Here is a 23587-nt window from a genome sequence, read left to right on the forward strand (position 1 = left end):
TATCGCCTACTGAGCATCGAGGGGAGTCGAGGCAGCCATCTTTTTCAATTGTTCTTCAACAAACGGCTTGATCGGATCGCCGTCGAGCATCTGTTCTTGAATCTCGTAAAGCATGTCGAGGTCTTCGGCCGAGTCGAACGTCTTGAGGATGTCGCTCCGCTTCTTGGCCGACATGCCGTTAAGCAGCAGAATCACTTGTTTGGTGCGGTTTTCCTTGATCATGGCGATCAACAAGGGCTTGGCTTGTTTCTTGGGCGTCAGGTTTTGTAGCTGATTCCGCACAGCCAGCAGGCCATCGTTTTCAGCCTCTTTCTTGACTTTTTCCAGGTAAACTTCGACCTCGCGGTGATAGCCTTGGTAGAGCTGATTCTGTGTATTGAGCTGACGGAACTTGGCGTCGAAGTTGGCTAACTGCTTGTCGAGGTCGTCTCGCTTGGATTGCAAATGGAGCGTGGCCACTTGCAGAATCTCTTGGCTTTGCTCGTAGGACGTTTCCTCGGGGGGAACTTCGGGCTCGGTGATCTCGTCGTTCTTCTGAGCAATCTTTTCGAGATCGACATCATGCAGCAGCGCGACCAAACGAAAAATCTTGTCGTCGTCGAGTTGCCCCGAGTGACGCAGATAACCGTAGCAGGAGAGGGCTGTCACGACAGTCGCCGTGCAGAAGAATCCCACCAACGGAAATATGAGACGGATCAGGCCAGCCATAAGTCAGCCTCCTGGCCACGACGCGCCGCGACTTCATCGAGCACTTTGGTTTCGGCCCGCAATTGCTCGTGGCGATGTTCTTCGAGTTTGTGTTCGCGGAGTTTTTCCAAAACCTTCACTTGGCGATCGGCTTCGACCACGACCCCGCGGCGACGTTCGACTTCCGCGGCGAGCAAGCGGTTTTGTTCTTGCATCGTGGTATATTGGCCCGCCAAAACCCCTTGATACCGCTGGGCTTCGAGCAACTGTTCGACGTTAAGTTGTTGTGAAGTCACACCCGCGCGGCGGAAGGCCTGAAGCTCTTGAATTTCGGCAGCCACCTGGGCCATCTGTTCTTCCAAGATTCGTTGAGCTTGCACCGCTTCGGCCAGCTTCGACCGCAACTCGTCGCGCTGGATTTCGCGGAGTTTCTGGAGGGTCGCTAGTCGGAAGTGGAATTTGGCCATGATTTATTTTTGTTATGCCGGTTGAGCTGTCGGGGCGGGGGCTTTCAAATTTGCCGCGCATTGTTGGGCGAGCTTTTGCACCGTGGCGTGAATCTCGGCGAGTGGTTGCTGGTGATCGACGGCTTGACGTAGGAGTGAATGAATGTCGTTTCGCATCGCCACGGCGACGTCGAGTTCGCGGTTTGTGCCGCGACGATAGGCGCCGATGGCGAGCAAGTCTTCATTCTCGTGCAGCACGGCAAGCATTTTCCGCAGCATTTGCGCTGCGAGGCGATATTCGTGCGGCGTGACGTCGCTCATCAACCGGCTTATGCTCCGCAGCACGTCGATCGCCGGGAAATGGCCGCGTTCGGCCAGTCGGCGTGACAGCCAGACGTGCCCATCGAGCAAACCGCGCATCGTGTCGGCGACGGGTTCGTTTTCGTCGTCACCTTCGACGAGCACGGAATAAAAAGCTGTAATACTGCCGTTGGGGGTGCGCCCGGCGCGTTCCACGAGTTGCGGCAGTAGGTTGAACACCGAGGGTGGAAAACCACGCGTGGTGGGGGGTTCGCCAGCGGAGAGACCAATTTCGCGCTGCGCGAGCGCGAAACGAGTGACTGAATCCATCACCAACAGTACGTCTTTGCCGGCATCACGAAAATGCTCGGCGATTGTTGTCGCGGTGTACGCGGCTTGAATTCTCAGTAGCGCGGGGTCATCGCTCGTGGCAACAACAATCACACTGCGGGCGATTCCCTCGTGGCCAAGTTCGCGTTGAATGAATTCATTGACTTCGCGGCCACGTTCGCCGATGAGGGCAATCACCGAGACATCGGCATCAGTATAGCGGCCCATCATGCCCATCAGCACGCTTTTGCCTACGCCCGAACCCGCGAAGATTCCCAAGCGTTGGCCGCGACCACAAGTGAGCAAACCATCGATCGCACGAACGCCGGTCGCCAACGGTTCTTCGATGCGTGGCCGCTGAGTAGCAGGGATGGGTTGGACTTTTAAGGGACGTCGCGACGTGAGCAACGGCTGGGGACGCCCATCGATGCAGCGCCCGCGGGCATCGATCACGCGGCCCAGCAAGGCATCGCCAACGCTCAAGGTGCGCGAGCTACGGACGAGCGTCACGGGGCTGCCACGACGAACTCCTTCAAGACTGCTGTACGGCATCACCAGGGTGAGCTTGTCGCGAAAGCCCACGACCTCGGCTTCGATCAATTCGCCCGACTGTTTGGTGATGGTAACGAGCGCACCCACGGGGGCTGGAAAATCCGCAACCGCGGCGGTTAAGCCGATGGTTTGCGCGACGCTGCCGGTGAGGCCAGCCAGCACGGCGGAATCCAGAAGTTCGGGGGCGAGTGAGTTCATGGCGACTTGTAAAGCGTGTTAGCTAAGTTCCTGAGCAATCCGTGCGAGTTGTGTTTCGAGTTGTTGATCGATGCTGCCGAACCGCGTGTCTAACCGACAGCCACCTTGCGAAATCTTCTCGTCGGCGACGATTCGGGCTGGTGAGATCGGTGAAAAAGTCAGGGCCAGTTGTTCCACTTGGCTGCGCAGCGTGGCCAGATCATTGGGGTGAAGCCGCAGTGTGATTTCTTCAGCACCACCAGCAAGCGTGAGTGCTTCGCGAATCCATTCGAGCGTGAGCTCGGGCTCTTGGGTGAGTTCGCGGCGAACGATGCGTTTGGCGATGCCACAGGCGATTTGCACGATGGCTGATTCCCAATGACGCTGCCAATCGGCACGCGAGTCAACGATCTGACCGACAGCCGCATTAAGCGCAGGTGTCAGCGAAATCATTTGCTTGGCGACTTTCTCATCGAGTATTTTCTCGATCGCGGCTTCGGCGGCTTTGCGGCCCGCTTGTTCGGCTTGCGAGCGAATCTTTTCAGCTTCCTGCTTAGCCTGCATGACAATCTTGGCGGCCTCGGTGCGAACTCGCGCGAGATAGTCGTCGGCTTGTCCCGAGAAATCGCTCAGGTCGTACGCCACTTGGCGCAGCGGCGTGCCCGTGGTGTGAGCTTGCGTCGAGGATTTGATGATCGTGGCCATGCGGTTCAGTTCTTGTGATAGGCAGCGGCTTGGCGGAGGACTTCTTGTTGGGCGGCGAGCAAATCGCTCAAGCGAATCGGACCGATGTCGCGAAGTTGTTGGCGGAAGGCCTTGGCTTCGCGGCGCGGCAAACCACGCAGTACGCGTTTCAAAGTTTTTTCGCCGGTTCCCACGAGGGCGAGCGACACGACTTGTGATTCACATTGCGACAGCGCGCCGAGCAAGGCTTCGTCGGAAAGTTTTTCTATGCGCGTTTGGCATTCGGCCGCGGTGAGTTGAGCGAACGGATCGAGTTGTTGTGTGGTTTGAGACGCTTTGGGAAGCGGTTCGTAGCGCATCGGAGGCCGCAAGGTTTCGCGTTGCGGCGTTGATTGGCAATATTCACTGGCGATTGTGGAAGTTGCTTTGGGCAACCTGCCGCCAATCACGGTCGAATGATTTGGTGATGCAGGAGTCGTGGTGCGGCTCATGATGCGTTCGACCATTTCGCGACCAGCGGCCATTCGTTCCTGGCGCCGACGATGATCGTGAATCCACTGTGTGACTTGTGCCTCGATCACGCGGATCGCGTGTTCGTCGGTCGTGTCGAGTTCGCCCAATCGGTCGAGAATGTCGGATTGTTGTGCGGCAGGGAGTTTGTTCAGTAGTTCAGCGGCGCGACTGGGATCGAGTCGTGATAGTACGACAGCAATTGTCTGCGCACTTTCGCTTTTGAGCATCTCGACCAGAAACTCGGCGTCGTTCGCCGATAGGCTTTGGAGCAAGTGAGTTGGTTGATGTAGGACCGGGGAATAATCGTCGTGATCGATTCGCTCTTGTAACGAGGCTTCTAATTCCACGCCTGTCGAAGAATGTTCCACGGGTTGAGCCAAGCTTTGCCGGAACTCGGCAACGATTCGGCGTTGTTCGTCGGGATCGACGTCCGTGAGCTGATCAAGTTGCAGGCGGACGCTACGGGCCTGTTGCGGCGAGAGCGTGCTCAGAATCCGATCGCTCCATGCCTCGTCGAGGCTGGCAACCAGAATAGCGACTTTGCGTAGTGATTTGTCTTGAATAGTTTTCATATGGGAGCTTCAGGTCTTAGCTGGCGTTAGAAATCCAGGTGCGCAAAATGGCCGCGGCCGAATCGGGGTCTTCTTTGACGATGGCGGTTAGTTCGTCGCGGAGGCTGGTGCCTTTCTTCAAACGAAGACGGGGCCGTTCTTCGTCTGCTTCCTGTTCCTCTTCGCTGGATTCGGATTTGTCATTCGTCGTGGAACCCGTGCCTCCAGCGATGGTCAGCGTAGGATTGGCCGCGGCGGCGAGCGGTTCCGGCGTGGGCAAACCTTTGACGAGCGAACGCAGCATCACAAGCCCGACCAAGACCAATCCACTCATCGTGAGCGTGTTGAAGTTTTGGCTCGTCCAGACGAGAGCATCGCTGGCAATGGATGGCTCTTCGATGGTTTCTGGCGTGAGTGTTTCAAAGAACGAAACCACGACGTCGCTCAAGTTGTATTGAGCGAGCTCCTTGGGTAGCAGCGGCACGACCGCGGCTTTGACGGAATCTTCCACGTCTTTCTTATAAACTTCGAGCGTGGTGTTGATATCGGCGGGCAACGGTTGATTGGGATCCTCGCCTTTGCGTCGTTGTTGCTCGCGATACATCGAGATGAGATAACCGGTGGGTACGGCCACTGCCGCGCGGACATGTTCGGGAACGAGGCCGGCTTGAGTTGTCAGTTCGTCCTTGGTTGGAACAAAGTAATTTTGTTCCGATTGTGTGTCTGATTCGGTGTTCTTGACGGTCACTTCGTTGACACCTTCCGCTCCGCGGCCAGGACCTTGTGCCACCAAGCCGGGGCGGCCCCCTTTGTTGAGGTGCTGGGTGTCGATAACTTTTTCTTGGTTCGATTCGCGCAAGGCGGTGGCTTCTCCTTCGGCTGCGATCGTGCGAGTTTCGGCCGTGAGCGTCGGACTCAACTCAGCGGTCACTTGCACCTGCACGCCGGGGATGTGCATCAGCAATTTTTCGATCTTGCCCTGCATTTGACGCTCGAAGGCCACCCTATGTTGAAAATAGGGCGTATCGAACGACTCGGGAGAGATTTCATCGCCGAAGGTGTTGCCGTCGCCCAAGTTGATGACCGTAACGTCATCGATGTTGAGATTGGCGATCGCACCAGCGACGGCCTTACGAATGAGTTTTGTGCGCTGCGGATCAAGCGACCGTCCCGGGGCGGGGCGAACACTGACGGTCGCGCTGGCTTGAGCAGCACGCGACAGGCCGCGAGCTTCGGTGACGTCGTAAATGACTTTGGCTTCTTCAATGCCGTCCATAGCGCGGATGATCATTGAAAGTTGTTGTTCGCGCGCGGCCTTCAAACGTTCGCGGCGTGTTTTGTCGTCGACGAACGGCCCCAAATCGAGCGCCTGCAAAATGATCGAATCGTGATTGGGGGGCAGCGCACCGGCGTCGGCCACCGCACCCAAATACTCCGCCATTTGGCTGCGGGGGACCATGATGCGATTGCCATTCCGTTCCCAGCCATTAAGGCCGGCTTGGGCAATCGCGGCTTCCACGCGGTCGGCATCCGCAGGGCGGAGCGATTCGCCATTGAAGAGATAAGCTTCGGGTCCCGCACCGTTTTGTTTGACAAGAAACCCGAGGCTCACGCCAATGACGGCCACGAGCAGCACGGAGGTAACCCGAGCAGCAGGGGTCATCGACAGGAACAGATCGCGGATCTGGGCGAAGGCTTGATTCAGGAAATCCATCCATGGACCTCAATTTGACTTGTACTAACTTCTGAGTTCGGGAGTGCAACCTGCTAGTATCTACACACGAATTTCTCGCACCTCTTGGTAGACCTGCATCATCTTGTTTCTCATTTGCATCATCAGTCGGAACGCGAGATCCGCTTTTTGGACGGCCGTGAGGACTTCCGCAGGATCGGCATCGCCACCGGTCATCATGGTTTCGACGGCATGGTCGGCTTGATTCTGCATGTTGTTGACGTCGCGAATCGAATCGACCAGGAAGTCTTTGAACGATCCGGCGTCAATCGTTGTGGGTTTGTTCAGCGCGGCAGGCGAGGAAATCGACTGCTGGGCAAACGACTGGGCGGGGGTAATAGCACTCATGGCTCGGTAGTTGTCGGCGTTGGCCCCCCAACGTGCGATTACGTCAACTTACGAGACAACAACTCCTTTCTTTAATTGCGGGTCAAAAGGCGTTTAGGCCAAAATTTGCAGGGTGCGGTTGCTGATGTCTTTGGAAACTTCAATTACGCCGACGTTGGCCTCGTACGCGCGGGTCGCTCCGAGGGCGTCGACGAATTCGGTGGTCATGTCAATATTTGGGTAGGCCACATAGCCTTCGGCGTCGGCGTCGGGATGGCCCGGTTCGTATTTCATATTGGGTAACACCGTGGAATATTCAACGCGGTCGATCTTCACACCCTGGCCGCCGCCGGAGGTGGTGATTTCGTCGTCCGTTTGAAAAATCACAAACCGTGGGGTGTATGGTTCCACTTGGCCGGACTCATTGCGCGTCGTGGAGATATTGGCCAGATTCGACGAAATCGCGTCGAGTCGTGTCCGCTGGGCAATCAAGCCGCTCGAACTGACATCGAAGACCGAATACATCGTTGGTTACTCCTTACACGCTATTAATTTGTCCGACTAAACACGCTCGGTCACGGCTGCCCGGAGCAGACGAAACTGAGCGTTCATGATCGTTAACGCGACATTGTGCTGGGTTTGGTTCTTAGTGATTTCAGTGACCTGTTTTTCCAGGCTGACGTTGTGCTCATCGTGAAACAAAATGTCGTCGGTCACCTGGCGAACCTTATCCCAAGGTTCTTTGGCGACGTCCATAGGCTCGGCACCGTAGTAGTCGCTGTTTGCATAGGATGGCAACTCGGCGGCGTGGCGATGGGCGGAGACGGCTTCCTGCAGCTGTGTTTGAAATTTTTCTACTGACAAATCGCGGGACTTGTAGCCCGGCGTGTCGATATTGGCAATGTTGCCCGCCAACACGCCGTGGCGTGCTTGCGTGAAGTTCACGACCTGCTCGAGCGCGGGCAGGGACGATGAATCAAACATGTTCGACAGCATGGTTACCTCGTGGGACTTTGGCCCAATGGCTTAGCTGGCACGCAAGCAAGTCACGTACCGACGAAGTTCAAATCAACTTTTGTGTTTCAAACGGTTTTGGAATTGCTTTGTTTTGTCCCAGTTTCAATGTATTGCGTGTTCTACTCGTGTTTCGTTTCTTGTGCAGTTTACGCTGACTGCCGTGGCCGCAGTTCGGCAGAATCTGCCGATGCCATCGGCAGATTCTGCCGAACGGGGGCTGTCTCGGCGAATTCCTTGGCATGGGGTGCGTAACCATAAGACCGGAGCTTGCCGCTCAAGGTACGAATGCCGATACCCAAGGCTTCCGCCGTGCGGGCACGGTGTCCTTGATAGTGTTCGAGCGTCGCGACAATCATTTCCCGCTCCATGTCTTCGAGCGTCGTGCCAACAGGCAAGGCTGCGGGACGGCGGTAGTCGATGCTCTCGGGTTGCTCGAGCCAGGGCCGAAGTTCAACCGCAGTGATCGCACGGCCGTCGTTGAGCACACAAGCTCGTGTGACAATGTTTTCCAGTTCGCGGACATTGCCGGGCCAGTGATAGGCGGCGAACAGATCGCGAACGTCGTCGGTGAGTGTACAAATGTCGCGGCTCAGCCGTTTGGCGGCGCGCTCGAGGAAGAAATCCGTAAGCAAATGAACGTCTTCATCACGCTCTCTTAGTGGCGGCAACATCAGCGGCACGACGGCCAGCCGATAGTACAAGTCTTGGCGGAAGCGACCTGCAGCAACTTCCTTGGCAATGTCGCGGTTGGTGCTGGCCAGGACGCGGACATTCGCCGCGCGGGTTTTGCTACAACCGACACGCTCGAAGGTGCGTTCCTGCAAGACACGCAAGAGTTTGGCTTGCAAGCCGAGATCGATTTCCGTGATTTCGTCGAGAAAGATCGTGCCGCTTTCAGCAGTTTCAAACCGGCCGATGCGATCATCATCGGCACCGGTGAAAGCTCCGCGGCGATGACCAAAGAGTTCACTTTCCGTAAGTTGTGGTGATAGGGCAGGGCAGTTCAGGCTGACCAGCGGCCCCGTGGCACGCTTACTTTGGTGATGAATGGCCTTGGCCACAAGTTCTTTGCCCGTGCCGCTTTCGCCGCAGATCAAAACTGTCTCGTCAGTCTTTGCTACCTGGGCCAATCGAATACGAAGTTCCTGCATGGCACGACTATTGCCGACGAGCCCGGGAATTTCGCCCATGGAAATTGAGGCTGCCGCATGTTGTTCATCAGGAACCAACAGTTGTCCACGCTCAAGGGCACGATTGACGGTCGCTTCGAGTTGGGTCGCGTTAAAAGGTTTTTCTAAGTAGTCAAACGCTCCATAACGCATCGCTTCGACGGCAGAAGCAATTGTGGCGTGAGCGGTGACCATAATTACCTGTACGCGCAAGTTGCGGTGATGAATCTGGCGGATGAATTCGAGTCCATCCATACCGGGCATTTGCAAATCGGTGACGATGACTTGGAATTCGTTGCGTGTCAGTAGCCCCAAGGCTTCGCTGGCACTCGATGCGCAGATGACTTCGTGGCCAGCTTGGCGGAGAACGTCGGCGACCGATTCGCGCGCTGCCGCGTGATCGTCAACGACCAACATCCGCCGGATATGTTTGGCTTGCTGTGCCATTACGCTGCGATCCTGTGCGTTTGAACTTGAGCTTGCTTGTAGGGAAGTTCGATGGTGAACGCCGCGCCCCCTTCAGGACAATTGCTGGCTGACACGCGGCCGCCGTGGGCTTCGGCAATACGATGGACGATGGCAAGGCCCAATCCCGTACCGTTGCTCTTGGTGGTGAAGAACGGCTCAAAGACTTTACCCAAATGATTCTGGCTGAGGCCCTGACCGCTGTCGGCAACCTCGAGAACAAAGCCACGTGGTCCATCAAAAGCGGTGATCACGAGCTCGCCGCCTTTGGACATCGCGTCGAGCGCATTGAGGGCGAGATTCAGCACGGCACGGCGCAGCATTTCGCGGTCGGCATAAATCTGGGCCTTCGTGGAAACTTCCAAATCGACGTGAATCGATTGGGCTTTGAGCTGTGGTCCCAGGGCATCGCAAACTTCGCGAATCATATCCAGGGCTGGAAACGATTGCCAACGGGGCTCACGATGCGACGTGAAATTCAGGAGATCGTTCACGGTAACGTCCAGGGCGATGAACCCTGCCTCGATTTTGGTCAGGATGTCCATGCTGTCGGCGTCGCTGGTGAGCCGGCGTTTGAGCAAGTCCATGTACAAAGTGACGGGAACCAAACTGTTGCGAACTTCATGGGCGACGTGCGAGGCCATCCGGCCTAGATCGGCCAGGCGATTTTGCAGCGCTAATTGTTTGTTTTTGACTTCCAGCTCATCGTTCAACCGACGGACTTCGCCTTGCAGCAACTCATGTGTTTCCTGCAGCCGTACGGTGGCTTCATGCCATGCGGCGAGGACGGTTTCGAGGCTGCAGCCCGCGGTCAATTCAAGTGGCTCCGCCACGGAGTTCTCCTCCGCGGTGAAGAGTCGCAGGGTCGGCTGATTTTCGTAGCGGGCATTCATATTCGTGTCGAATCTTGGGTTAGACTTCGGATTGCAAATCGAGTGAAGTCGTTTGCGCGTCCACGGAAGTGAGCATCATAGGTTTGGGGGATTGTCGTTGATGGGCTTGGTAGGCCCGGCGAGCGGTATTCGCCGATTGCACGGTCTGCAATTGGCTGGCCACGCGGTCGCGGCGTTCGATCATCTTTTGTTCGTTTTCGCGTTCCAGCCGCATAATTTCGTCGAGCAAGGTTTGGCACTCGGCGGCTTGGCGAGCGGAGTGTTCGCGGTCGGTGGTACTGGCCCACACGCGGCTGTCGGGATCTTGAGCATGAAACGGCGTGAGTTGTTGTTCAGTGGTTTGTAGCACGGCAATCAATTGGTTCTTCACTGCCAATAATCTCAGCAGCGGACCCATTTCGCCGGTGCCGACGAGTTCGGTTTGCTTCAGGCCGAGCTTATGCAACTGCACGAGGCAAGCATGCCGTTGCGAGATGAGCTCAGCAAGTTTTTTGGTGGAGTGATCTACCATTTCGCCATTTCTTGAAGCAAAAGGGCCCACTGTTGTCGGCTAAAATTCGTGGATTCTTGGAAGTTTGCGTCCGCTGGTAATCGTTCTAAGACGAGCTTCGCCTGGGCAATCGTTTGCCGAGCGTTCAAGTCTTGGTTCAAGCGATGCCAACAGTTGGCGATATGGACAAAACTTTCGAGGACGAACGGCTCGTGCTGATACAGGGTCGAAACATTCGCATAGGCCTTGCGAGCATCTTCGTAACGCCGAAGCTGAAACAGGACGGTCCCCTGCATCATGTAGCAATTACGGAGCAATGTTTTCGTCAGGGCGGACTCGACGTTGCGCCCATCGAGGGTGATGCTGCGCTGGACGTCGCTATAAGTTTGCAAAGCGGCTTCGAGATTTTGATCACGTAGCCGACGATTCTTTTGCCGTTCGTTTTCGGTTTTAGCTTCTTTGGCTTTTTGGGCAGGCTCTTCGGCGGCGCTGTGAAAAGCACGCGCGATTGTGTAGCGAGCGATCATGGCTTGGGGAGCATCGGGATAACGAGCGACGGCTTCTTCAAGCCTGTTGATCGCCTCGGTGTACTTGCCTTCCTCATGGAGTTGATCGCCGAGCAAGAAGAGCGAATCGCGCCACTCGTGGCTTGCGGGGGTGAGTGTATCGCCCGTGAGATTCGTGATCAGCAATTCCTTGGCTTTTTCGTTCTGACCGGCCAGTAGGTAGGCTTTGACGCATTCAACTCGAGCCGCATAAACGTTGGAATCTCGAGGATGCATTTCAATGCATTCTTCCAGTGCTGCGATGGCCTCTTTGGTTTTGCCAAGGGCAAGTTTCGATTGACCATACCGCAATAGTGCCAAAGCTCGCCGTGTGAGAGCTTCATTATGCAGATAATCATCGAGCACCAAGGCGGTGTGCGTGTAGCTTTGACCGCGAAAGTAATTTTCAGCGGCGGCCCAAAGATCGTCGGTGTAAAAGCGAGATGAATATCGCAAATCGGCCAATGTTTGATACGCACGTCCTGCAGCTCGATAGTGGTACCGAGCTTCGGTCCTAAAGGCTTCCATCGAGCGATAGCGTTCCGTGTCGTCTGCTTTGGCCATGCACGAATCGCCCCACGTGACGTGAGTCCGGGCTTTGAGTTCGGTCACGGTAGTGGGACCAAACAGTGCGGGCAGATGTTCAACAAGTCCCATCGCCTGTTCAAATTGGTGGCGATGCAGAAATAGGGCATGAGCTTCAAGGAATTTGGAACGCAACTGAGCAAGGCTCAAGAGGGGATTGATATAGGTGGTGGGATCGCCGATCGATTCCAAGACCGCGCGATAGCCAGCCAAGGCTTTGTCGTTGTGGCCTGCCTGTTGGGCGAGTTTGGCTTTGGTAAACGTAGCGACAATGCTTTCGGGAGTGTCGCCGTAGCGGTTGCCCACGGCTTCGTATTGTTCGATGGCTGAGAAAGGATCGTTACGCAATTCGTAGCATTCGCCGATCATGACCATAGCCTGCCGCGAGATTTCTCCCTTTTTCTTGTCGAGGCGTTCCGCTTCACGGAGTTTTTCTAAGGCATTTTCAATCAATGTAACTTGCTGGTCGCCAGGTTCCTGAATGGCCTTGGCCGTAGCGAGCGTGATTTGTCCGGCCATAAGTTGCTTGCGTGCTCGCAATGCTTCGTCATCAGGAAGAGAATTCAAAAGGTCCTGAGCTTCGGCCAAGCGACTAAGTCGCATGAAGATCGTGATGCGAGCCAGGGTCGCCTCAATACGTAATTCGGGAGTGAGCGAATTGGTGGACAGTAAGATTTCATTATGCCGCAGCGCTTTTTCTAAATCAGGGTTAGGTAAGCTCAAGTACGCTTCGGTGAGTAACCGATGGACTTCGGCAGGGGGTTGTTCGTTGCCGACGAGTCCATCATGCAAAATCGCAATTCCCTGACGAGATTGATTGCCATAGATCAAGCTGCGACCCAACAGAAACAGCAATTCTTTTTCGCGTTCAGAGGGAACTCCCATCTCGCGAGCCTTTTGCAAATAGCGCGCGGCGACGAGTTGTGTCGCGCGTTGCCGTTCCTGCGACCATTCCCCGTCGGCTTGATAGGCCTTAACGGCACCCAAAATAAACAGCGACGCACCTACGTCGGCTTCACCGGGTTGTTTATTCAAACGATTTACAAGCAAGCGAGCTTCTTCGTACTTTTGCTCGTCGAGGGCTTGGAAAGCCATTTCCAGCGTGACTTCTTTGACGTCGAGCACGGCAACGTGGCCAACGTAGCTCCACATGCCGAACGTGCCCACCAAGGCGGCTAACGCCAATATGCCCATCAGCACATTGCGCAACTTCTTTGCACTGAAAAGCCGTGCGAACTTTCCAGGAGCAGCTTGTTGGCCGACGGGTTGTGTGGCTGGTTGATTGGACATCTGATTTTCGGTTTGTCACCAAGGAGTTTCTTGCGCACGGGCAGAACGATTCCTCGGCGCGGAGAAACGCGGGGTGCTTGTACCGAAATCGGTGCGCACGTGTCAACCGACAATTGCGGTGATAGCTAGCCCAAGAAGTGCTGGCTCGGCAAGAAGATGCAACAGGCAAACCGTTAGCTGGCAGCAACGGCGGTGGGGCAGAAGAATTCCATCAACCAGACGTTCATATCGGCAAACATCGTGTCGGTGAGGACATCCCCTTCGGGATAGAGACGGAGCGAAAGTGAGAAACCCGCGGAGTGCAACAGACGCAGGTCGTCCATCACCTGGTTGTTGGTGAATTCCGTCTCTGTCGGCGAGACTGATAGCATGAGTGGCAATTGGCGGGCTGCTTTGATATGCCGGAAGGCATTGCCCCCGCGAGGAACGCGACCGCCTATCGAAATCGCACCGGCGAATAGTTCGGGGTGTTCCATGCCCACGCGGAGGGCCATGGTGCCACCATCGCCACGTCCGGCGACGAAAATTCGATCGGGATGAACATTGAATTGCGAGCGAGCAATATCCAGGCACTGGCGCACTTGTTGGCAAGCGTCGGCGACTTCACCGGCCGTTTGCCGCCAAGTGAATACGCGGCGAGTCTTGCTTGTGCGCCGTGTACCACGCGGAGAGATGCCCACGAAATTGCGGACACTCACGAGCGGCATCATTTGTTGGAGTTCCAACTCGCTGCTCTCGCTGCCGTGGAGCCAGATAATCAGTGGATACGAATAACCGGGCTCGTAGTGAATTGGTGTGAACAGCGAATGCGGCAGCGATTCGCTGGGGCGCGCGGGAGCGAGTGAGGCACGACGTTTCTGAGACCAGTTGGCAACGATTGTGGATGCGGATGAGGTCTGCGAAAGCGACGACGTGCGTAACATAGTGAAGCTGCAGGTGGGTGTTGTGGAGGACCGAAGACGAACGTTACATCACCGCTATCACTTCCATGACCAACACCCGTGCCGGATTAAATTTGCTGCTCGCGAGGGGCGAGACTGGCTAGCTTGTCTGGCACGCTATATCCATCGTGCAAGCACTTGCACGAATATCAGTCGTCGATGACGTAACGATGGGTTTTTAATCCAGGTTTCATCGTGTGTCAACGTCATGGCGGGAAAAGGCACAGGCGGCGAGTGCTAGCACTTCCGATTCCCTGCACGTTTACTCGGGCGCGGGCCTCATTTCGCGCAAACGAGCCAACTGTTGCGATTACCCCAAACCGATGGGGAATTGTGGACAATTTGCTAGGCGCAACACAAACTTGTTACGCCATTTTATCCATCACACCCACAAGTTCTTTCACAGCGTCGACGCTCTTTTGGAAGGCCACTTTTTCTTCAGCGGTCAGTTTGAGTTCTATAATTTTCTCGACACCATCGGAACCAAGAATCACGGGCACACCGACATAGTAACCACCTACGCCATATTCTTTGTCGCAGTAAGCGGCGCAAGGAATCAAACGCTTCTTGTCGCGAACAACCGCTTCGACCATTTGCGTTGTGGAGGCAGCGGGGGCGTAATAAGCACTTCCTGTTTTGAGATAGCTGACGATCTCGGCGCCGCCGTTGCGAGTGCGCGTGACGATTTCTTCCAGCCGTTGGGGATCGATCAACTGTTGCACCGGAATACCACCGACGGAGGTGCAGCTTGGAATCGGCACCATTGTGTCGCCATGACCTCCCATCAATAGGGCGGAGATGTCCTCAACGCTCACCCCAAGTTCCATGGCAAGGAACGTGCGATAGCGGGCTGTATCTAGTACGCCGGCTTGACCCACCACGCGCTTGGGTGGGAAGCCCGTCACTTGCATTGCCTTTTGCACCATGGCATCGAGCGGATTGCTGACAACGATCACGACGGCGTTTTCGCTCGAACGGCGAACTTCGAGGCACACGCTTTCCATGATTTTGGCATTCGTGGCAAGCAAATCGTCGCGGCTCATGCCGGGCTTGCGGGGTATGCCAGCAGTGATGACGACAACGTCGCTGCCCGCGGTATCTTCATAGTTCGTGGTGCCAATGATATTGGAATCAAACCCCATCACGGGGGATGCTTGCATCAAATCGAGCGCTTTGCCCTTAGGCATTTGCTCGGTTTGGGGAATGTCCAACAGAACAATGTCACCCAACTCTGCTGCCGCGCACCAATGGGCCGTGGTGGCACCGACATTTCCCGCTCCGATGATGGTGATCTTGGCACGCCGCATCAAACTGCTCCCTTACTATTCTGACTAAGAAACTCGCGTCAAAACCGTGAGTATCGCGCCAAAGGGCCGATGTGGCAAGTGGCCCCGGGCGGGCCGTGGATTACGACAATTGTCGCTATCTTAATTGCGAACCGCTGAGCCATGCCAAGCGGCTGAGCGCAGCCTGCATACCGGCTGCCAGATTTTCGGCAGATTGCTGTCCGACAAGTTTTTGCAGCGATTGACCCTGAGGAGACACGAATTCCACCGTGGGAAAGCCACTGACGGCAAAATAGGCGCACACGTCGCGTTCTTGGTCGGCGTCAACCAAGACACAGACAAAATTCTGTCCTAGCGTACCCACGCGAGCATCGGAAAATGCAGTTTCGGCCATGCGGTGGCAAAACGTGCACCATTCAGCCGTGAAGAAGAACAAGCAGGGAATCCCACGGTCGGCGGCGATTTGGCAGCCCGTGCGGACATCGTTTACGAAATAGAGCTGCCCATGCTGTTCGATGAATTTGGAATCAACTGCCGTTAGGAATTCTGGTTGCGACTTGCGGCTCGCGTCGCCACACCCCATGCACACTCCGGCCATTAGCACTATTAATAAGGTGCGAACGCGGATTCTGCGCAGGGATTTCCAGGTCATAAGCAGTGCCCAAGATGGCGAGAGGGAGGTGCAAGCGGGCTCTTGGTTGTTATCGCCCACGATGCTAGCGTGACTTCAGTGGAAGTATTCACGCGGAAATTGCGGTCTGGACAACGCAACCCGCAGTTCTTAACATCCCGCCCTCTCTTCTACCAATTCTTTTCAAAACCTATTCGATCGCGGAGTCCACGGATGGCTTCTGAGCTGTCTGGCGTTGCGGGCATTGTCCGTCGTAGCCAGGATCTCGTTCTGCCGGTTGCTATAGTCACCAGCGTGCTGGTGATTTTGGTGCCGTTGCCGCCCGCGCTATTGGACGTGCTGTTGGCGGGGAATATCACCATTGCGGTGATCGTTCTGCTCACCACGATCTATGTCAAGACGCCGCTTGAATTCAGCATCTTTCCTTCGGTGCTGTTGGCCACAACACTCGCGCGGTTGGTGCTTAATGTCGCGACGACTCGCTTGATTTTGACCCGTGCCGCGGTGGATGGCGAAAATGCCGCGGGAGGAGTAATCACGGCGTTTGCGAATTTCGTCGCCGGCGAAGGCAATCTCGTCGTCGGCTCGATCATCTTTATCATTATCATTGTGATCCAGTTCGTGGTGATCACTAAAGGTGCCACCCGCATCAGCGAAGTGGCCGCACGGTTTGCCTTGGACGGTATGCCCGGTAAGCAAATGGCGATCGATGCCGATTTGAATGCTGGCATCATCGACGAACGCGAAGCTCAGCGGCGACGTGGCGAAATCACGCAGCAAGCCGACTTCTTCGGGGCCATGGACGGTGCCAGCAAGTTCGTGCGTGGCGATGCGATTGCAGGCATCATCATTACCGTGATCAACGTGCTGGGTGGTTTGATCATCGGTGTGGTTGAATACGACATGCCGGTGGCCGATGCTGCAGCGATGTTTACCCGGCTTTCGATTGGCGATGGCTTGGTGAGCCAAGTGCCTGCGTTCTTGATTTCGCTCGCCGCGGGTTTGCTTGTCACTCGTTCGAGCAAGAGCAGCAACCTACCGCATGAATTCATGACTCAACTTTTCTCGCGGCCCCAAGCTTTGGCCGTGGCCGCGGGATTCTTGGCTGTTTTGATCACAACCGATCTGCCGCGAACACCGCTGATCGTGATGTGTGCCGCGTGCTTGGGCATGGCCCGCATGCTTACTCAGTCCGAGGTCCGAAAACAAACGCAAGATGCCGCCGACGCGGAAGACAAGAAACCGAAAGCCGAAGAACGTATCGAAGATTTCTTGACGGTCGATCCCATGGAAGTGGAGGTCGGCGTGGGGCTGATACGCCTTGCCGATCCGAAACGTGGTGGCGACTTGCTCGAACGCATCCAACGCGTGCGGCAAAGCGTCGCGGCGGAGATCGGCATCATCATGCCGAAGGTGCGAATTCGCGACAACATGCGGCTCGATCCGAATGAGTATCGGATCAAAATCGCCGACATGCCCGTCGCGCAGGATCGGCTCGAACCAACTTACCTGCTGGCCATCGATTCCGGTATGACGACCGGCAAGATCGACGGCATTGTGACCAAGGATCCCGCGTTCGGGACGGAAGCTCGCTGGATTCTGCCGGGATTGCAAGATCAGGCCGAGTTGATGGGTTACACGGTTGTGGAACCCGGGGCTGTCTTGGCAACGCATCTCACGGAGGTTTGTCGTCGGCATGCCGACGAAATCCTCACACGCGACTCGGCCAAACACTTGGTCAACGAGCTCAAGCAAACTCAACCCGCGGTTGTTGATGAACTGATCCCCAGCACGATGTCGCTGGCAGAAGTACAGGGTGTATTGCAATTGTTGCTTCGCGAACAAGTGCCGATTCGGCAGCTCGCGACGATCTTGGAAACGCTCGGCGATTATGCGCACCGCACGAAAGACCAAGTTTTGCTCACCGAATATGTCCGGCATCGGCTGGCGCGGCAGATTTGTACGCGCTATCGCAATGAGGAGGGTCAACTGCATGTGATCGCCCTCGATCCGGCGATGGAAGACCGCATTCGCGCGGGCTTTGAACACACCGAGCGTGGCATGTTCATTCGCATGTCGCCACAAGCGATTGAAGCGACCTGCCAGTCGATTGCCAAGGAACTGCCCAAGCTTACCAACTCGCACCACACGCCGATCGTGCTGGTCAGTCCGCAGATCCGCGCTGCCCTCAAACAAATCACCGAGAACCACTTGAGCCAACTCGTGGTGCTCAGCTTTAACGAAATCACTCGTGACACACAGATCATGACCGTGGGGCTTGCCTCAGATAACTGATAGAATTGACTATGAATATTCAAACTTTTCGTGCTAAATCGATGCAACAGGCGATCGACATGGTTCGCAGGGAATTGGGTCCCGAGGCCACCGTGTTGCACACGCGTGAGTTGCACGCCAGCGTGCTGGGACGGCTGTTCTTCGGCAAGGAATATGAAGTTGCCGCTTCATGCGAGGCCGACATTCCTTCGCGATTGGCTCCGGCTGTGAGCTATGAGCCCACGCCCGCGATCGTCGAACTGGCCACGATTGAAACCGATTATCGCTCGCGTTATCGCGATGACTTTCGCCAACAATTGGGCGCCGAACTCGACGAATTGCAATTCATGGCTGGTGACTTGAATTGTCGCGCGAGTGATTCTGCCGTGCAGCATCTGCCCGAGGCATTGTTTGAAGTCTACACCGACTTGATCGAGGCGGAACTCGAGGAACGCGTCGCCCAAGAGTTCATCGAGCACCTGCGTTCGGAAACCACGGTCGATCTGACTGACAAATTCGCGCTGCGTGCGGAATTGGCTCGGCTTGTGGAAAGTGAAATTCAAGTGGCTGGACCGCTTAAAACTTCGGCGGGTCAAGGCCGCGTGGTTGCGTTGGTGGGACCTACCGGCGTGGGGAAGACGACCACCATCGCCAAGCTCGCAGCAAACTATCGTTTGCGTGAAAACAAAACGGTCGGTTTGATCACGGTCGACACCTATCGCATCGCCGCCGTCGAACAACTGCGGACTTATGCCGAGATCATCGACCTCCCCATGGAAGTTGTGAGCACTCCGCGAGAAATGCGCGAAGCCATTGCCCGTATGAAGTCGCTCGACCTTGTGTTGATGGATACCGCCGGTCGCAGCCCACGCGATGAAGTCCGAATTCAAGAACTCAAGGCGATCCTGGCCGAGGCGAACCCCGCTGAAGTCCATCTGGTGCTCAGTGCCACGGGTGGCGCGAAGAGTCTCACGACGACCGCCAAACAATTCGCGACTGTCGGCACCACGGCGATGATTGTCACCAAACTCGACGAAGCGATGGGCCTTGGCAATTTGCTCTCGGTTGTTCGCGGTTGCGGCCTGCCGATCAGCTATATCACCGACGGTCAGAATGTGCCGGATGACATTCAAGTGGCCCAGCGACGTCCCCTCGCACAACAAATTCTCGGACTCAACTAATCTCTGACCTCCGACCTCCAAACTCTCACCTCCTTTCTTATGTTCGACCAAGCCGACAAACTGCGACAACTGGTCCGCGAAACGATCAAGGAACACACGGCCCTCGAGCCGGGCGTGCCGATGGTCGTCGTCAGCGGTGCGCAGGCTGGCGTGGGCACGAGCACGGTCGCAATTCGCTTGGCCGAGGAGCTCACACAACTCGGTAAGCGAGTCGTGCTGGTCGACGGCAATCTGCTGCATCCGAAACTGGCGGGTATGCTGGAAACGGAAGCCGATGCGGGCATCGCGGAAGTTCTGAGCGGCGCACGTTCGGCAAGCGAAGTTTTGGAAACGATCACTCCCGACTTGCACTTGCTGGCCGGCACGCATGCTGCCGACGAATCCCCTGAAATCAACATTCGCGCGCTCCGGCGTTTGGTTATTGAGTTGCGTTCGCTCCATAGCCATGCCGACCTCATCGTGCTCGACGCCAGCTTTGGTATGTCGCCGTGGGTCGAACGGATGTGGACGGCCGCGCTACAAATCTTGCTCGTGACGACGACCGACACGGGCGCCGTCCGCGACGCCTACACCGCCGTGAAACTCGCTCCCTGGGGCGACGTCGATGGCAAATTGCGCCTAGTCGTGAATCAATGCGATGATCCCGCCCTCGGCACGCGCGTCGGTGAAGGGTTCAGCTCCACCTGTCGGCAGTTCCTCGGGATGAAGCTCGTCGGAGCCTCAGCCCAAGTCGCGTGTACAAGCGCCAGCGGTCATCGCCAATCGGTGCGGCTGCTAGCGGCCGACGTGCTGTCGCAAGTTTGTGTTTACTCTCATCGCTTGCCGCGTGAGTCGGAGCGTCACGCTCTGGAATCTCAAGCCGCAGTGCTCATGACGCGCGAAGGCTTGGAGCACTCGCGACTTTGAAAAATTCTTTTCCATTTTTCCAACAAAACTCAACTATAAACCTGATGATGTCGATAACTTTTGAAAGTCTGATGGCCTGCAATCAAGCGTTAAAATGGCGGGGTTGCAGAAAGTTTGAGGCCGTTGGGGACTTGTCACGTGGCTCGCACTTATGCAGGCATCTTAGCCTTGGTCGGAATGCTTTGCGTGCTATTCCGCGCTCTCAAGAACGGTGCAGGGTTCGACGGGACGATTCTTCAAGCGTTGGCCATGATGGGTTTATTAGCAGCCGTGGGTCTGATGGTCGGAGCGATTGCCGAGGCAACGATCGACGAATCGGTCCGCAAGCGGATGCAAGCCGAAATCGATGCCATGACGGGCGTCGACCAAACTCCCAAGTCAAACTAAACGCCGCGGATTGAGCAAGCTTATACACATCGAGAAGGGATTCTCGTATACAGGTTGCCGCTGAGTCGGCGACCTTAGGAAGCATCACGGAGGATTGCATGGTATCATCGACCGTCGAGATAGAAGAAGCCATCACCAAGCCACAAGATGAGATGGCTGAGGTGTGGCAGCAATTCAAGAAAAACCCCAGCAGTCGCGACTTGCGCAACCGCCTTGTCGAACGCTATCTGCCGCTGGTGAAATATAACGGCGAACGCATCTGGTCGCGGCTTCCCGACGGCGTGGAGCTCGATGACCTCATCTCGGCCGGCGTCTTTGGCCTGATGGACGCGATCAAAGCGTTCGACATGGGCCGCGGCGTGAAGTTCGAGACTTACTGCGTGCCACGTATTCGTGGTGCGATGCTCGACGAACTGCGGAGCATGGACTGGGTGCCACGCTTGGTCCGCTCGAAGGCGAGCAAGCTCAACGAAGCCGTCAAGCAACTCGAAGCGTTCTTGGGCCGTTCGCCCACCGAGATCGAGCTGGCCGAGAAGATGGAAATCTCGGTGCAAGAGCTCGAAAAGATGATGAGCGACGCCAATGCCGTCGGCCTCATCAGCCTGAACAAGAAGTGGTACGAGACCGACAGCTACAAAGACGTCCGCGAGATCGACATTCTCGAGGACAAAAAGGGCGAAGATCCCACGCGACGGATTCAGAAGTCGGACCTGATGAAGCTCGTGACCAAAGGTCTCAATCGCAACGAACGGCTGATCATCATTCTCTACTATTACGAAGAGATGACGATGAAAGAAATCGGCTCGACGCTCGACCTGAGCGAAAGCCGCGTCAGCCAGATGCACAGCGCGATCGTCCAACGGCTGCAAAGTCAACTGGGCCGTCGCCGTCCGGAATTCGGCACCTGAATCAGAGTGGTACGACACTCCGTGTCGTAATCCTTCGACTCGGAGAGTCGAACCACACTGGGGCCAGAACAGAGAAGCTTAAGCCGCGAGGTAACGCCAGTTGCCTCGCGGTTTTTTGTTGCGCCGTGGGAAAGAAACTCACTATGGGAGCGGGGTAGGCCGGACCGAGCCACGCGAGTTCCGGCGAGTTTTAAATGTCATTCTGATGGAGCCTAGGTCCGCCGGAGGCGGAAAGAATCTGGCTTCAATCTCCTTGCCTGTTCACGCGAATGCGACGATACGTTGCCGGAACTGCGCACCGCTTGTTCCGGCCTACATAATTCGCAACTCCTTGGTATTCTCAATTCAAGACTTCCAACTCTTCCAACTTGTCGAACTTTTCCGGGGAGTTTCAAAATCCAAGCTGAGTTTTCGCGTTTGGGCCGGGGTCCCAACTTTGGTGACGAAACTCCTGGGTTTTGTCACTTGTCGAACTCACAAGTGCTGAAAATTCAAGCTTTTGCGACATTCGCACGTTCCAAAATGGCCCGAATTTAGGTCGAAACGTTTCGATTCCACGTTCCAAAATTCCGCGCGAAAACTCTCCGTCCGACTGTGAATCGAGCCGCAGTGTTTTGCGTGAGGGAGTGCCAGGTTGTCAAAGAACGTCGGCTTTGGGGCCAAACGGTTCACCCTAGCACAATGCGTGGCACAATTTCTACAAAAAAGTGGAGAGAATTTGGTACAGGAGGGTGTGGAGAGTAGGCCAGAACGAGTGACGCGAGTTCCGGCGACTTTTATTCGTCATTCTGATGGAGCCTAGGCGACTGAAGAATCTGGCTTCTGTCTCCTTGCACATTCTCGCGAAGGCGATGACATGGATTGCACACGAGTAAAGATTTTAAGCCAACCCCACATCGGCAGAACTCGTAGGAAAGAGAAGATCACTGCCTTCTCCCAATCACTCACTACACGTAACACTCAACTCTCGAAGGTACGAAATCGCCTCATCGAGACTCGGCACTTCGACGCCGACGCGCCTGCCGGCTCGGTCGCAAACGCCTAGCAATTCCAACTCTTCAAAGCTCTCTGATTCTTTCAGCGCTCGGAGCTTTCGCCAGCCGATCGTTCCATCAGCAATTTGGTGAGCCAGCATGTGATGTTCGATCAGCCAGGCCACTCGTTCGGTGATATACCCTTCAAGGGCTTCCAACGCGACGGCGACATGGTCTTCACGATCGATCCCTTTGCCGACATCGTGCAGTAATGCGGCCGTTAGAAACTCTTCATCGTAGGGAAGTTCACGACAGGCTAGGTCAAACACCTGCAGGCTATGGTAAAGGGCGTCCCCCTCGGGGTGATACTTGGGGCTTTGCTTGACGTTTTCCAGCGGCAACAACAGGGCCTCATAGAACTGGAAACGGTCGACTTGCTCCCCCGCTTCCGCCAGGGCCGACTCGACATTCAGCTCGGGGTACTCCTCTTCCAGGAATTGTTCCAACTCGGCGATGCTCACCCGTTCGATCACTTTGCCAGTGATCGAGCTTTTGAACACGTAATGAACCAAATTGCTGGCGTAAATCGTGAGCTCAAAATTATGCTCGCCGAGAATGTGGACGTGCTGATAAACACGCTGTTCGCCATGTTTGCGAACCTGCTTTCGCTCGACGTCGTAGACGAGTCCCTCTTCGTCGAGGACGTGGGTCACGGCTTCGAGACTATCCGAGAAGACATGCAGATCAATATCGGAACCTTTGCGGACGTGGCCGGTGAGGACACTGCCGATTAAGCGAGGCCGAAACCGAGAGAGCAGCCGCATCATGGCGAGCGCGGCGAGTCGCATGTTCTTCAGGTCGGCGGTCCGCTGGTCCCCTTCGTAGAGCCTGGCGAAGAGTTGAATCTGGTCGCGGATCTCGGCGTTGCTGGGCAAGTCTTCGGGCTTGGCCCATCCTCGACAAAGCTGGCGAGCCGCTTTCATTTTGGCTCGATAGTATTCGGATTCCTGGCGCTGGTAGATCATGCGGGCCGCCTCCCAGGCGATCCGCCGTCGCAACTTGGTATTCTCCAATTTGAAGCGTCGTTAGCCCATTGAGTCGACGCGTGGGCATCAAGAAAGATTGGTGGAACTCGTGGCGAGTTCTGGGTATGGGAATAGTATACGGTGAATTAGTGTTGTGTCGACGGTGGGAGAGGGTTTTTCGTAGTATTCCGTCTGCCACCTCTACTTCCTGCCCCGTTTCCTCTCGCCTACTTGTTTTTCAAGCCAACCGTGGCGGGGTGTCAATCTCAGGTCAATATCTTGGGTGATTCTACTAACAATTAGAAGGCTTTTATCCAGCAC

General features: G+C 55.8%; 23 protein-coding genes. 6 read left to right on the plus strand and 17 right to left on the minus strand.

Annotated elements, in window-relative coordinates; translation table 11 throughout:
- Window positions 1-6 precede the first annotated feature (6 nt).
- The 13 genes from AC6T8Q_RS08275 to AC6T8Q_RS08335 form a co-directional block, all read right to left on the minus strand.
- Entirely contained in the window at window positions 7-708 is a 702-nt protein-coding gene (locus AC6T8Q_RS08275) for a hypothetical protein (protein ID WP_500678626.1), read from the minus strand.
- Window positions 696-1154 carry a flagellar export protein FliJ gene (gene fliJ / locus AC6T8Q_RS08280; RefSeq protein ID WP_500678627.1) on the minus strand — a complete coding sequence of 153 codons (459 nt, stop codon included), beginning with the start codon at window positions 1152-1154 and terminating at the stop codon, window positions 696-698. The genes AC6T8Q_RS08275 and fliJ overlap by 13 nt, the downstream gene beginning before the upstream one ends.
- Before the next feature lie 12 nt (window positions 1155-1166).
- Window positions 1167-2513 carry a FliI/YscN family ATPase gene (locus AC6T8Q_RS08285; protein ID WP_500678628.1) on the minus strand — a complete coding sequence of 449 codons (1347 nt, stop codon included), beginning with the start codon at window positions 2511-2513 and terminating at the stop codon, window positions 1167-1169.
- 18 nt (window positions 2514-2531) lie between these two features.
- Window positions 2532-3197, minus strand: a complete 666-nt coding sequence (locus tag AC6T8Q_RS08290) for a FliH/SctL family protein (RefSeq protein WP_496921700.1) — start codon at window positions 3195-3197, stop codon at window positions 2532-2534.
- A 5-nt stretch (window positions 3198-3202) separates the two neighbouring features.
- Window positions 3203-4261, minus strand: coding sequence for a FliG C-terminal domain-containing protein (locus AC6T8Q_RS08295; RefSeq protein WP_500678629.1), 1059 nt, complete (start codon window positions 4259-4261; stop codon window positions 3203-3205).
- Window positions 4262-4277: 16 nt separating this feature from the next.
- Window positions 4278-5954: a hypothetical protein gene (locus AC6T8Q_RS08300; protein ID WP_500678630.1), complete on the minus strand. Its 1677-nt coding sequence runs from the start codon at window positions 5952-5954 to the stop codon at window positions 4278-4280.
- A 60-nt stretch (window positions 5955-6014) separates the two neighbouring features.
- On the minus strand, window positions 6015-6320 hold the full coding sequence (gene fliE / locus AC6T8Q_RS08305) for a flagellar hook-basal body complex protein FliE (protein ID WP_496921703.1): 306 nt from the start codon (window positions 6318-6320) through the stop codon (window positions 6015-6017).
- A 93-nt stretch (window positions 6321-6413) separates the two neighbouring features.
- Complete coding sequence (gene flgC, locus AC6T8Q_RS08310; protein WP_496921704.1) at window positions 6414-6824, minus strand: flagellar basal body rod protein FlgC; 411 nt, start codon at window positions 6822-6824, stop codon at window positions 6414-6416.
- A gap of 36 nt (window positions 6825-6860) precedes the next feature.
- Window positions 6861-7295, minus strand: coding sequence for a flagellar basal body rod protein FlgB (gene flgB / locus AC6T8Q_RS08315; protein ID WP_500678631.1), 435 nt, complete (start codon window positions 7293-7295; stop codon window positions 6861-6863).
- A gap of 167 nt (window positions 7296-7462) precedes the next feature.
- Complete coding sequence (locus tag AC6T8Q_RS08320) at window positions 7463-8932, minus strand: sigma-54-dependent transcriptional regulator (protein ID WP_500678632.1); 1470 nt, start codon at window positions 8930-8932, stop codon at window positions 7463-7465.
- Window positions 8932-9783: a sensor histidine kinase gene (locus AC6T8Q_RS08325; protein ID WP_500678633.1), complete on the minus strand. Its 852-nt coding sequence runs from the start codon at window positions 9781-9783 to the stop codon at window positions 8932-8934. The genes AC6T8Q_RS08320 and AC6T8Q_RS08325 overlap by 1 nt, the downstream gene beginning before the upstream one ends.
- A 79-nt stretch (window positions 9784-9862) precedes the next feature.
- Entirely contained in the window at window positions 9863-10354 is a 492-nt protein-coding gene (locus tag AC6T8Q_RS08330; protein WP_500678634.1) for a hypothetical protein, read from the minus strand.
- Window positions 10348-11535: a tetratricopeptide repeat protein gene (locus tag AC6T8Q_RS08335; protein WP_500678635.1), complete on the minus strand. Its 1188-nt coding sequence runs from the start codon at window positions 11533-11535 to the stop codon at window positions 10348-10350. The genes AC6T8Q_RS08330 and AC6T8Q_RS08335 overlap by 7 nt, the downstream gene beginning before the upstream one ends.
- A 714-nt stretch (window positions 11536-12249) precedes the next feature.
- Here AC6T8Q_RS08335 and AC6T8Q_RS08340 point away from each other — a divergent pair.
- Complete coding sequence (locus AC6T8Q_RS08340) at window positions 12250-12642, plus strand: hypothetical protein (RefSeq protein ID WP_500678636.1); 393 nt, start codon at window positions 12250-12252, stop codon at window positions 12640-12642.
- A 284-nt stretch (window positions 12643-12926) separates the two neighbouring features.
- On the opposite strand, the gene AC6T8Q_RS08345 is transcribed toward AC6T8Q_RS08340, so the two are convergent.
- The 3 genes from AC6T8Q_RS08345 to AC6T8Q_RS08355 form a co-directional block, all read right to left on the minus strand.
- Window positions 12927-13676 (minus strand): alpha/beta hydrolase, encoded by a 750-nt coding sequence (locus AC6T8Q_RS08345; RefSeq protein WP_500678637.1) that lies wholly within the window; start codon window positions 13674-13676, stop codon window positions 12927-12929.
- Window positions 13677-14059: 383 nt separating this feature from the next.
- On the minus strand, window positions 14060-15001 hold the full coding sequence (gene mdh, locus AC6T8Q_RS08350; protein WP_500678638.1) for a malate dehydrogenase: 942 nt from the start codon (window positions 14999-15001) through the stop codon (window positions 14060-14062).
- Window positions 15002-15116: 115 nt separating this feature from the next.
- Entirely contained in the window at window positions 15117-15563 is a 447-nt protein-coding gene (locus tag AC6T8Q_RS08355; RefSeq protein WP_500678639.1) for a thioredoxin domain-containing protein, read from the minus strand.
- A 261-nt stretch (window positions 15564-15824) separates the two neighbouring features.
- Here AC6T8Q_RS08355 and flhA point away from each other — a divergent pair, with 261 nt between their 5' ends.
- From flhA to AC6T8Q_RS08380, 5 genes are all read left to right on the plus strand, one after another.
- A complete protein-coding gene (gene flhA, locus AC6T8Q_RS08360; RefSeq protein WP_500678640.1) occupies window positions 15825-17906 on the plus strand; it encodes a flagellar biosynthesis protein FlhA in 2082 nt (693 codons plus the stop codon).
- A gap of 11 nt (window positions 17907-17917) precedes the next feature.
- Window positions 17918-19066: a flagellar biosynthesis GTPase FlhF gene (gene flhF / locus AC6T8Q_RS08365; RefSeq protein ID WP_500678641.1), complete on the plus strand. Its 1149-nt coding sequence runs from the start codon at window positions 17918-17920 to the stop codon at window positions 19064-19066.
- 39 nt (window positions 19067-19105) lie between these two features.
- A complete protein-coding gene (locus AC6T8Q_RS08370) occupies window positions 19106-19972 on the plus strand; it encodes a MinD/ParA family ATP-binding protein (protein ID WP_500678642.1) in 867 nt (288 codons plus the stop codon).
- 138 nt (window positions 19973-20110) lie between these two features.
- The gene (locus tag AC6T8Q_RS08375; RefSeq protein WP_496921715.1) at window positions 20111-20359 is read left to right on the plus strand and encodes a hypothetical protein; all 249 of its coding nucleotides are present in this window, start codon (window positions 20111-20113) and stop codon (window positions 20357-20359) included.
- Window positions 20360-20457: 98 nt separating this feature from the next.
- Window positions 20458-21267 carry a FliA/WhiG family RNA polymerase sigma factor gene (locus tag AC6T8Q_RS08380; RefSeq protein ID WP_500678643.1) on the plus strand — a complete coding sequence of 270 codons (810 nt, stop codon included), beginning with the start codon at window positions 20458-20460 and terminating at the stop codon, window positions 21265-21267.
- 940 nt (window positions 21268-22207) lie between these two features.
- On the opposite strand, the gene AC6T8Q_RS08385 is transcribed toward AC6T8Q_RS08380, so the two are convergent.
- Complete coding sequence (locus tag AC6T8Q_RS08385; RefSeq protein ID WP_500678644.1) at window positions 22208-23266, minus strand: HD domain-containing protein; 1059 nt, start codon at window positions 23264-23266, stop codon at window positions 22208-22210.
- Window positions 23267-23587: the final 321 nt, after the last annotated feature.

Source organism: Bythopirellula sp., assembly GCF_041737835.1.
In the GTDB taxonomy this organism is placed as follows: Bacteria; Planctomycetota; Planctomycetia; order Pirellulales; family Lacipirellulaceae; genus Bythopirellula.